The organism is Klebsiella sp. TF21-TM, assembly GCF_019753495.1.
Classification (GTDB): Bacteria; Pseudomonadota; Gammaproteobacteria; order Enterobacterales; family Enterobacteriaceae; genus Klebsiella; species Klebsiella quasipneumoniae.
The window spans coordinates 1-10,061 of sequence record NZ_JAIJYL010000055.1; the positions used below are offsets into that span (position 1 = coordinate 1).

Consider the following 10,061-nt stretch of genomic DNA (forward strand, 5'->3'; position numbering starts at 1 on the left):
GGAATTGGTAGACGCGCTAGCTTCAGGTGTTAGTGTCCTTACGGACGTGGGGGTTCAAGTCCCCCCCCTCGCACCAATATTCTTCCCTCTCCCGGCGTTATCCCCTCAGTTTGATATCCACAAGCATCAGCATTATTCCACCAACCAGTGCAACGCACGATGGCAGCAGAATAAAATGGCGCAGTTGACGATGCCATATCATCGCCGCGGACATCAGCATGCCCACCGCGACCAGCGTCCGCCATACGTCAGCCGACACCCCGGCATACCCGAGAGCGACAATCAGCGCGCCGGGAACAATGACTCCCCAACCGCTTCCTAATGCTCGCTGCAGCATGGTTTCACCTCTCACAACGATAATGATAACCAATATCATATGATAATTTTTATCATTTGTCATTTGCGATGTGCTCTGCGCCTTATTCTTTACGTTCGCGGTAATGACATACATTCATGAAGGTGATAAATTAAGCGGATTATCGATATATATTAAATATTTTTCTTATTTTGCAAATAACCTTTTTTTGCACATTGTTATCAGACTCTTCATTTTTGGCTTTCATCATTTTGAAATTTAACGACTAATAATGATTCTTCCGATATGACTGCACAAACCTGGCGAGCACACTACGCACAAAAATATCAATATTCCTTACGGCTTTTTTTACTGCTTAATTTCATTTCATCCTCTCTGTCGCTGGTCACCCCCCTATTTACGGTAGTTCGTTTTACGCTGCCTTGCGCCCTGATCGTGGCCTGCAGCGGGTTGCTGCTGCTCTGGCACTGGAAATGGCCGCAATCGAAAATAAATATTCCCGCTATCTCGTTGTTATTTGGCATGCTATGGGCATGGCACGTAGTGACAAAGGCGATGCTATTGACACCGCCGCATTTTAACTTTCTGGTGATCGCCCTATTAAGCATTCTGTTTATCGGCACCATCGCTTTTTCCAATAATATCACTGCCTTTACCCTCCACTCTTTACCGACTTTCCTTGCCTGCCTGATAATGGCGGAGGGGGAACAATGGTTGCGCATGACTTACTGTTTTATGCTGCCTATTGCCGGTATTACCCTGCAAAATATTATCCAGAAGCGCAGCGATGCCTTCACACAAGGATTAATGGATAAACTCATGCAGGAACGCAACACCCTCAACGATCTCAGTATGCTGGATCCTCTGACCGGTTTGTATAACCGCCGCGGACTGCAGAATCGCCTCGATACCCTGCTGGCGCTGGACGGCGACAACCACTTCGTGCTGCTCCTCGATATCGATCATTTCAAAGCCTATAACGATCACTATGGTCATATGATGGGCGACCAGGCGCTCATTCGCGTCTCTGCTGCTATTCGCAACGCCGTACGCTCGCGCGATATTGTCGCCCGCTTTGGCGGAGAGGAGTTTATGGTGCTGCTGACCAACAGCAGCGAAGAAACGGCCTGGCAGGCTGCCGAACGTATTCGGCAGCGGGTCTATGACCTGAAAATCCCGCATATGTTTAATGAGAGCGTCGCCACCAACGTGACCATCAGTATTGGCCTGACGCCGCTCATTGATGACAATATTGAGCAAGCGCTGGCGCGCGCCGACGGCGCACTCTATGACGCTAAGAATAAAGGCCGCAACATTATTCTGGCCAGTTAACCTGCGCGCGCCGCGGCATCGTGGCGCCGACAAAATTCTTGCCATGCCGCCTGCAAACAACTAATATCAGGAATCATTATCATTTAGATTTGTATCTGGAAATCGAATGGCCTGGCGTTCCCTTCCTCTCAGCGATGAACTTATCTGGCGGGCCCCTTTGCCGACGGCTGAGCGCGCCCTGGCGGAGAGTATTCGGGAAAAAATCGCCACCCTTCGCCCCCATCTGCTCGATTTCCTGCGCCTGGATGAATCCGCTCCAGGGCACGCTTTGACGCTTGCCGAGTGGTCGCGACCCACCGCCTTACGCTCTCTGCTGGCCACTTATTCCGATCATATCTATCGTCATCAGCCAACGCTGACACGGGAAGCGAAACCTCTGCTCTCGCTCTGGGCGCAATGGTACATCGGTCTGCTGGTGCCGCCGCTGATGCTGGCGTTGCTCAATGAACCACAGGGTCTCAGCCTGGCGCCGGAACATTTCCACGTCGAATTTCACGAAAGCGGCAGGGCGGCCTGTTTCTGGATTGATGTCCATAGCGATGCCGGTATTGAGAGACTGTCACCGCTGTCGCGAATGGATGCCCTGGTGACGCGCACCCTGCAGCCGGTTATTGAGGCGCTGGAAGCCACGGGCGAGATCAATGGCAAACTTATCTGGAGCAATACTGGCTATCTGATTAACTGGTATCTTGGGGAAATGCGCGCGCTGTTGGGGGATGAGCAGCTTGCCGCCCTGCGCCAGCACTGTTTCTTCGAAAAACAACTCGCCGATGGTCAGGATAACCCACTATGGCGAACGGTTGTGCTGCGTGAAGGACAGTTAGTCCGACGCACCTGCTGCCAGCGCTATCGCCTGCCGGACGTCCAACAGTGCGGCGACTGCACGTTAAAATAACGCCCTGTCTACAATAAGCAACGGGCGGCCTGTGGCCGCCCAGTCACTATTTATGCGGTCTGCTGACTCTCCTGCTCCGCCCGTTCAGCCTCTTCCGCTTCCTGAGCAAGCAGCTGCTTCTCATACACCTTAAAGAACGGGAAGTAGATAATCGCCGACACGCAGGCCAGAACGATGACCAGAATCGCCGCCCGGAAATCCCAGCCCAGCGCCCAGGCACCGCCAATCGGCGCCGGCGCCGTCCACGGTACCACGGAGATGACGCGGCCAATCAGATCCAGCTTCATTGCCGCCCAGGCCAACACCGCATTCACCATCGGCGCCAGCAGGAACGGAATAAAGAACACCGGGTTCATGACGATAGGCGTCCCAAAGATGACCGGCTCGTTAATGTTAAACAGGCTTGGCACCACGCTTAAACGCCCAATGGAGCGCAAATGCGCTGAGCGGCTGCGCAGATAGCAGAACACCAGCCCCATGGTGGCACCGGAACCTCCGACCACGATAAAGAAGGTCCAGAACGCCTCCATAAAAATATGCGGCAGAGGCGCGCCCTGGGCCAGCGCCTGCTGGTTCATACCGAGGTTGGTCAGCCAGAACATCTGCAGCATCCCGGAAACGATCGCCGCACCGTGGATCCCGGCAAACCACAGCAGGTGGCCGATGAGGACCGCCAGCAGGATCGCCGGCAGGGAATCGGCTGCCGAAACCAGCGGTTTGAAAATTGCCATAATGGCCTGCGGGATCAGCATGTCAAAATGGTGCTGAATAAACAGGCTCAGCGGATAGAGCGTCAGCACAACCACCAGCACCGGGATCAACAGATCAAAGGAATTTTTGATCATCGGTGGGACCTGATCCGGTAGACGGATACCGATATTATGCGCCTTGAGAAAACGCATCATCTCCACACAGTAGATCGCCACCAGAATGGCGGTAAAGATCCCTGTTCCGCCGAGGCTATCCACCGGCAGCGTGCCATTCGTCTTCGGCGCGGCAATCAGTAAAAAGGCCATGATCGACAGCATCGCGCACATAAAGGGATCGAGCTGATTGGATTTCTCGTAGTGCTTACCGAGGTTGTAAGAGATTGCCGCGCAGATGTAGATCGACATGATCCCCATCGTCATATCAAAGGGGGTCAGAATGCGCCCCTCAAACTCTTTTGCCAGATCCAGCCAGGCGCGGGCAAAACCCCAGGTGGTATCCGGGGAGAAAGGAGGATAAGCAAACACCAGCAGGAACGATCCGACGATCATAAACGGCATCGCGGAGATAAAACCGTCACGGATAGCCATGACGTGACGCTGCGATGAGATCCGCCCTGCTATGGGGCTTATGTAATTTTCTACAAAGCGAAATATCAAATTAAACGCAGCATGGTTAGCAGACATAGTAGCCCTCCTGACAGGCTATTGATACTGGCCCAACAACGATTACCCTGCCGTTACGATGACCGCTTTTTGATGCAGCAGGCCGCGTGTGGATGACCGGCTATACTGCCCATAACACAACGATTCATACACGGCTCTTTTGTTATAAATAAAAGGAGAAGTGACTGTTCCAGTATTCATCTCAATGCAGATAACCGCAACCGGTTACTGTAACCGGTTACGGTGAATGTGAAGGAGATCGACAAAATAGAAAGAATCTGGATTGTCCGCGCTGATATTTACACTCCGCCAGGCTTGTGACAGATTTAACCAGCCTTAAATCAGGAGAATCCAATGAGTCTGCAGTCTGTACGGCAGTTTTTTGCCGAACACGCCCCCGATATCGAAATTATTGAGTTAAACCAGAGTACCGCCACTGTGGCGCTTGCCGCTGCCGCGCACAACGTTGAGCCGGGACAAATAGCCAAAACGCTGTCGCTCAAGATCAAAGATAAGATTGTACTGATCGTCGCCAGGGGCGATGCGCGGCTGGATAATAAAAAGCTGAAAGAGACCTTTGGCGCAAAAGCGCGTATGTTGAGCAGCGACGAGGTGGTAACCTGGACCGGCCATCCGGTTGGCGGCGTGTGCCCGTTTGGTCTGGAAAATCCGTTGGCCGTCTTCTGTGACGTCTCGCTCAGGCACTATCAGGAGGTGCTACCCGCAGCGGGAGCTATTCACAGCGCCGTTCGCATTGAACCAGAACGAATGGCGCAGCTCACCGATGCAACATGGGTAGACGTATGCATATAGCCGCGTTATGCCACCTGTTTAACGGCGCTGGTCGGGCCGCTTATCGGTAAATGCAGCAAGATATCCGCCGCGTTTAATAAACCAATGTCAGAGCGAACCCCGAGCTTGGTCATGGCGTTGAATTTATGCGCGCGGATGGTTTTAATGTTCCGGTTCAGCTGCACCGCAATTTCCGCAAGCGAATATCCCCACGACATATACCGAAGAATGGCGTGCTCCGTCGGGCTTAGCGGATCGTTGCATGCCTCTCTGCCGCAAAAGTGCTCTTTGCCGGCGAGGGAATGATTATCCAGCAGCTGTAACAAATGCTCCTGCAATCCGCGTCGCGGCGCGGATTTATTTAATATACCCTGCAGGCAGGCCGGCATTAAATGGCCGATCAGACGCATTTCGCTTTCATTATTAGCCAGAATAATCGTTTGTACTTCCGGTCGGATCCTCGCCATTTCGTGAAGAAAAAGCAGGCTCTCGGCTCTGGACGAACGACTCCCCGAAAGTGAAAAGATGATTGCTGACCATGGGAACGACGTTTCCACCGCCCTGAGCAAATTGATATTTTTAAAAAAATGAATGCGGTATTGGCTGCTCTCTTCACGGCTAAAGGTATAGCGCCAGGCCATTTCCGTCATCACACATTTTTCTACGATGGCGACATGACGGGTTGTGCTATTTTTTTCCATTCCATTTGTTCCCCGTAAGCTGAATTGATATTCAGCTCTTGCATTCCCTGCGCACTGTTGATCCAGGCATACATTTCAGCGTTGCTGCGTAGCGATAAACGACGCATTGCGCTATTTTTCTGCGCGCTAATCGTCTTATTACTCTTTTTCAACAGCGCGGCGATCTGGTTAATTCCCCATCCCTTCGCCAGAAGGCGCAGAACTTTCCGCTCTGACAGGGTCAGCATCGCCGCTGAGTGGTAGCTAGCGAAATCGCTGTCCACATCCCCGGTAAACAACGTACGGCTAATCTGCTCAGCCGCACGGCTACCGGCGCAAATCACCTCAATCAGTCGGTCAACCGGCTCGTTCTCGGAGATCAGCGAGCTTTCGGGACGAATTAAAAGCTCAACGGCTAATGGATAGAGGCTGTCGCCGACCATAAAAACCCAGTGAATATCTCGATACTGGGTCATGAGGGAGTAATAACGCTCGCAGACGGCCCGGGGCTGCGCAATCTCGCCGGAGATATCCGCAACGACCAGCACCGCTCGCCGCAGTTGTAAAAGGGTGAGCTCATCATGAGTGCGACAAAAACTGAGTTCGTAATCCGGGAGGTTCTCATTGAAGATCACCTTTAACCCTGACTGCATGACGGGGATTTTACTAATAACGACGCCAAACTTACCTTGTCCTGGTAACATAACACCTCCGCTTCCTGTCGAAGTTTCTTCGCTTGCCCGCAAACGATCGGCGAGTGACTCGATCGCCATACCATTTACTGGATGAATATTAAAAGCATATTCATGGCCCGCGTACACGATATACTGCATGACCGAACCGTGGTCATATCAAGTAAATATTATTCCTGTGTATACTTGCGATGAATATTAGCACAGACGCCCTGCGCTAATAAATTAGAAAAGATAAAACCATTATTTAGCAAAAATAATTTCAGGCATGAACATTATGAAGCATTCTCTTTAATTGCTTCTCTAAATGCTTTAGGCGACATACCGCTATAGCGGCGGAAAAAGCGAGAAAAATAGGCGGCGTCGCTAAAGCCCAAATAATCAGAGAGTTGCGTTATCGTCATGCGGGTGTATTGCAGATTACGCCGCGCCTCAAGCATCAGTCGCTGATGCAATACCCCAAGGGCGCTACAGCCATAGAACTCGCGACATAAATAGTTTAAATGCGTGACCGACAGCCCAATCAACTTCGCATACTCCGCCAGCGGGAGGTGCTGCCGGTAGTGGCTCTCAATAAGCCGGGAAAAATGACGCATCATACTGCGCTTTCGCTCCGCTTTATCTTCCGCGGGCGGTGCGGGGCGGCACTGCCGGTTCAGCCAGGCCAGCAGCGTCCCCAGCAGCGAATAAAGCATCATTTCCCGGGCATCATGATCGGCACTGTACTCCTCGCGAAGCGCTGAAAACAGCGTATGCATACGCCCCCGGGAACGCCCCACCGGCAGACACTGCGCAACGCTAAGCACATCCAGCGGTCGGCCGAACTGATTTTCAAAACGGCTCAGCAGCGGCAGCGCCAGGGAGAGCACAAATCCGTGCGTTCCGGGTGAGAAATGAAAGCCATGAATGCAGAGGGCGGGCACCACCTGGATGCAGGACTCCGTCATCACCGAGGTGGTGCCTTCAATTTCGATCTCCGCCCGACCTTTGTGCAGATAGAGGAGCTGGACCATTTCGGCGTGCTGGTGGACGCGAATATGCCACTGATACAGGCTGCTGCGCTGCAAAATCGACTCGCAGTGCAGCAGGTCCGGCGTCGGCCAGCCGCGCTCCTCGCCATACAGCTTAAATACCGGAACAGTTTGGACGGGGGGCATAGTGACTCCTGTTCAGTCAGACGACACGCTCCATGGGCAGGCCCACGTAGTTTTCCGCGATAGTGGTCAGCCCGGCGCGCGAGCCCAGATAGTAGCGGCGATCGGCCGCCTGCATTTTGGCGTCGAACTCGCTCTGCTGCGGAAAATCGTGCAGCAGGCGGGTTATGAACCAGCTAAAGCGTTCCCCTTTCCAGACCCGATCCAGCGCCAGTCGCGAATAGGTCGCCAGCAGATCGCTCCGGCCGTGATGGTAGTATTCACGCAGGATCCGCCACAGATAGTTCACGTCCGATGCCGCCAGGTTCAACCCTTTAGCGCCGGTCGGCGGTACGATATGCGCGGCATCCCCCACCAGGAACAATCGCCCATATTGCATTGGCTCGACGACGAAGCTGCGCAAGGGCGCGATGCTTTTCTCAAGTGAGTGACCAGTCACTAACTTTGATGACAGATCCTCCGGCAATCGGCATTTCAACTCCTGCCAGAAGCGTTCGTCCGACCAGTCCTCCGCCTTATCGCTCAGCGGAACCTGCAGATAGTAGCGGCTGCGAGTAAGTGAGCGCTGACTACATAAAACAAATCCCCGCTGATGATGCGCATAGATCAGCTCCGGATTGACCGGCGGCGTATCCGCCAGCAGGCCTAACCAGCCGAACGGCCAGACGCTCTCGTAAGTCTTGAGGATGTCAGCGGGAATACTTTGCCGCGACACGCCATGGAACCCGTCGCAACCGGCGATAAAGTCACACTCCAGGCGGCAGAATTCACCTTCGCTAAGATAGGTGATCGTCGGCCGGTCACTTTTTGCGTCATGGATAGTCACTTCGCTGACGCCGTACACGATCGGCGCGTCGCTGGCGGCCCGGGCAGCCATCAGATCGCGGGTCACTTCAGTCTGGCCGTAAACCATCACGCTCTTGCCGTCGGTCAGCTCGCTCAGTGAGACGGGCACCCGCTGGCCGTCAAAGAGAAACTCCACCCCATGATGCACCAGGCCTTCGACATCCATCCGCTGCGCCACGCCCGCTTCACGGAGCAGATCGACGGTACCGCTTTCCAGAATTCCCGCACGGATGCGCCCCAGCACATACTGCGGCGTTTGACGCTCAAGAATGACCGTGTGGATCCCGGCGTTGTGCAGTAGCTGCCCCAGCAGCAGACCGGAAGGGCCAGCGCCAATAATCGCGACCTGTGTTTTCATAGGATTGTCTCACTTTTGCAGGGTTAATTATTTGTATAATTTTTGTTTAATAAAAGTGCTTTCCTGCATTTTTGATAAGTCAGACGGGAAAAAGAAGGGATGAATGGCGACAAAAATTGCACTTTTCACCAAACTGGCAAAAGTGTGGGACGCTTCAAATTCCGCCACCCCGGCGGACGGGAGATTTTTGCACATTATTTGATCCCACCCCCCTCAGCCGCCCCGGCGCTTCAGGTTAAAGTATCGGCAGATACCAGGCGTCGCGGACAGCAGAGGAAATATGCAGGTTGATCGGGCACAGCAGCGGGCAATCACACGATTATGCATCCAGTGTGGTCTTTTTTTGTTACAGCACGGCGCCGAAAGCGCGCTGGTGGAAGAGCTTTCAACGCGTCTCGGGCTGGCGCTGGGGATGGACAGCGTCGAAAGCGCCATCTCCTCCAACGCTATCGTCCTGACCACCATTAAGGATGGCGAATGTCTTACCTCAACGCGTAAGAATGTCGACCGCGGCATTAATATGCATGTGGTGACGGAAGTGCAGCATATCGTGATCCTCGCCGAGCATAAGCTGCTGGACTATCGCGACGTCGAGAAGCGCTTCGCGCAGATTAGGCCCCTGCGTTATCCCCGCTGGTTGCTGGTGATCATGGTGGGCCTCTCCTGCGCTTGTTTCTGTAAACTGAATAACGGCGGCTGGGATGGAGCGCTGGTCAGCTTCTGCGCCAGCACGGTGGCCATGTACATTCGCCAGGTGCTGACCCACCGTTCTATGCATCCGCAGATCAACTTCTGCATCACCGCCTTTGTGGCCACCACGATCTCCGGGCTACTGCTGCGCCTCCCGACCTTTGCCAGCACCCCGACCATTGCCATGGCCGCCAGCGTCCTGCTGCTGGTCCCGGGCTTTCCGCTGATCAATGCCGTCGCCGATATGTTTAAAGGGCATATAAATACTGGCCTCGCCCGCTGGGCGATCGCCAGCCTGTTAACCCTTGCCACCTGCATTGGCGTAGTGATGGCAATGACCGTATGGGGGCTGCGGGGATGGGCATAATTTCGTTTATTTTCGCGCTGGCGGAAGACATGCTGCTGGCGGCGATCCCTGCCGTCGGGTTTGCGATGGTCTTTAATGTCCCGCAGCGCGCCCTGCGCTGGTGCGCGCTGCTGGGAGCCATCGGCCATGGTTCGCGCATGGTCATGATGAGCGCTGGTTTTAACATTGAATGGGCCACGTTTCTCGCCGCCCTGCTGGTGGGCTGCATCGGCATCCAGTGGTCGCGCTGGTATCTGGCGCATCCGAAGATTTTTACCGTCGCCGCCGTGATCCCGATGTTTCCCGGTATTTCCGCTTACACCGCGATGATCTCCGCGGTAAAAATCAGCCATTTTGGCTATTCTGAAGAGATGATGATTTTGCTGCTGAGCAATTTTTTAAAGGCCTCTTCGATCGTGGGCGCCCTCTCCATTGGCCTGTCGATACCCGGTCTGTGGCTGTATCGTAAGCGCCCCCGCGTCTAACCCCGGCGTCGCGGCAGAGCCGCGGCGCCCCCTCCCCCCCGGGGCCTGCGCTTCTCTGGGCTGAACACCCCCCCCCTTTCAGTCTAGAGGTGTGGGAGAGGT

At 54.1% G+C, this 10,061-nt stretch carries 12 protein-coding genes; 6 read left to right on the plus strand and 6 right to left on the minus strand.

The window, feature by feature from the left end:
• Nucleotides 1-97: 97 nt before the first annotated feature.
• The gene (locus tag K5R89_RS25955) at nt 98-337 is read right to left on the minus strand and encodes a DUF1435 domain-containing protein (protein ID WP_023291884.1); all 240 of its coding nucleotides are present in this window, start codon (nt 335-337) and stop codon (nt 98-100) included.
• Nucleotides 338-407: 70 nt separating this feature from the next.
• Between K5R89_RS25955 and K5R89_RS25960 the strand changes: the two genes are divergently transcribed.
• From K5R89_RS25960 to fhuF, 3 genes are all read left to right on the plus strand, one after another.
• Nucleotides 408-578 carry a hypothetical protein gene (locus K5R89_RS25960; protein ID WP_072096669.1) on the plus strand — a complete coding sequence of 57 codons (171 nt, stop codon included), beginning with the start codon at nt 408-410 and terminating at the stop codon, nt 576-578.
• 23 nt (nt 579-601) lie between these two features.
• A complete protein-coding gene (locus K5R89_RS25965) occupies nt 602-1,648 on the plus strand; it encodes a GGDEF domain-containing protein (RefSeq protein WP_023291883.1) in 1,047 nt (348 codons plus the stop codon).
• Between the two features lie 106 nt (nt 1,649-1,754).
• Nucleotides 1,755-2,543, plus strand: coding sequence for a siderophore-iron reductase FhuF (fhuF, locus tag K5R89_RS25970; protein WP_023291882.1), 789 nt, complete (start codon nt 1,755-1,757; stop codon nt 2,541-2,543).
• Nucleotides 2,544-2,593: 50 nt separating this feature from the next.
• Here the strand turns inward: fhuF and K5R89_RS25975 are convergent, their stop codons facing one another.
• Nucleotides 2,594-3,937 (minus strand): PTS cellobiose transporter subunit IIC, encoded by a 1,344-nt coding sequence (locus tag K5R89_RS25975; RefSeq protein ID WP_002887650.1) that lies wholly within the window; start codon nt 3,935-3,937, stop codon nt 2,594-2,596.
• A 333-nt stretch (nt 3,938-4,270) separates the two neighbouring features.
• Here K5R89_RS25975 and K5R89_RS25980 point away from each other — a divergent pair, with 333 nt between their 5' ends.
• On the plus strand, nt 4,271-4,729 hold the full coding sequence (locus K5R89_RS25980; RefSeq protein WP_023291881.1) for a YbaK/EbsC family protein: 459 nt from the start codon (nt 4,271-4,273) through the stop codon (nt 4,727-4,729).
• A gap of 5 nt (nt 4,730-4,734) precedes the next feature.
• Here K5R89_RS25980 and bglJ read toward each other — a convergent pair whose 3' ends face one another.
• From bglJ to pobA, 4 genes are all read right to left on the minus strand, one after another.
• Nucleotides 4,735-5,409 (minus strand): DNA-binding transcriptional activator BglJ, encoded by a 675-nt coding sequence (bglJ, locus tag K5R89_RS25985; RefSeq protein WP_032454790.1) that lies wholly within the window; start codon nt 5,407-5,409, stop codon nt 4,735-4,737.
• Nucleotides 5,370-6,092, minus strand: coding sequence for a LuxR C-terminal-related transcriptional regulator (locus K5R89_RS25990; protein ID WP_072421172.1), 723 nt, complete (start codon nt 6,090-6,092; stop codon nt 5,370-5,372). Before K5R89_RS25990 ends, bglJ begins: the two co-directional genes overlap by 40 nt.
• A gap of 263 nt (nt 6,093-6,355) precedes the next feature.
• A complete protein-coding gene (locus K5R89_RS25995; protein ID WP_023291878.1) occupies nt 6,356-7,237 on the minus strand; it encodes a helix-turn-helix domain-containing protein in 882 nt (293 codons plus the stop codon).
• 16 nt (nt 7,238-7,253) lie between these two features.
• Nucleotides 7,254-8,438: a 4-hydroxybenzoate 3-monooxygenase gene (gene pobA, locus K5R89_RS26000; protein ID WP_087827559.1), complete on the minus strand. Its 1,185-nt coding sequence runs from the start codon at nt 8,436-8,438 to the stop codon at nt 7,254-7,256.
• A gap of 280 nt (nt 8,439-8,718) precedes the next feature.
• Between pobA and K5R89_RS26005 the strand changes: the two genes are divergently transcribed.
• Nucleotides 8,719-9,495, plus strand: a complete 777-nt coding sequence (locus tag K5R89_RS26005) for a threonine/serine exporter ThrE family protein (RefSeq protein ID WP_004886474.1) — start codon at nt 8,719-8,721, stop codon at nt 9,493-9,495.
• Entirely contained in the window at nt 9,486-9,959 is a 474-nt protein-coding gene (locus tag K5R89_RS26010; protein ID WP_004886472.1) for a threonine/serine exporter, read from the plus strand. Before K5R89_RS26005 ends, K5R89_RS26010 begins: the two co-directional genes overlap by 10 nt.
• The last annotated feature ends 102 nt before the right edge of the window (nt 9,960-10,061 follow it).

Coding starts and splice junctions, on each gene's coding strand:
- K5R89_RS25965 (WP_023291883.1), top strand. CDS start 602: ATGACTGCACAAACCTGGCGAGCACACTACGCACAAAAATATCAATAT.
- K5R89_RS25990 (WP_072421172.1), bottom strand. CDS start 6,092: ATGTTACCAGGACAAGGTAAGTTTGGCGTCGTTATTAGTAAAATCCCC.
- K5R89_RS25955 (WP_023291884.1), bottom strand. CDS start 337: ATGCTGCAGCGAGCATTAGGAAGCGGTTGGGGAGTCATTGTTCCCGGC.
- fhuF (WP_023291882.1), top strand. CDS start 1,755: ATGGCCTGGCGTTCCCTTCCTCTCAGCGATGAACTTATCTGGCGGGCC.
- K5R89_RS26010 (WP_004886472.1), top strand. CDS start 9,486: ATGGGCATAATTTCGTTTATTTTCGCGCTGGCGGAAGACATGCTGCTG.
- K5R89_RS25975 (WP_002887650.1), bottom strand. CDS start 3,937: ATGTCTGCTAACCATGCTGCGTTTAATTTGATATTTCGCTTTGTAGAA.
- K5R89_RS26005 (WP_004886474.1), top strand. CDS start 8,719: ATGCAGGTTGATCGGGCACAGCAGCGGGCAATCACACGATTATGCATC.
- pobA (WP_087827559.1), bottom strand. CDS start 8,438: ATGAAAACACAGGTCGCGATTATTGGCGCTGGCCCTTCCGGTCTGCTG.
- K5R89_RS25995 (WP_023291878.1), bottom strand. CDS start 7,237: ATGCCCCCCGTCCAAACTGTTCCGGTATTTAAGCTGTATGGCGAGGAG.
- bglJ (WP_032454790.1), bottom strand. CDS start 5,409: ATGGAAAAAAATAGCACAACCCGTCATGTCGCCATCGTAGAAAAATGT.
- K5R89_RS25980 (WP_023291881.1), top strand. CDS start 4,271: ATGAGTCTGCAGTCTGTACGGCAGTTTTTTGCCGAACACGCCCCCGAT.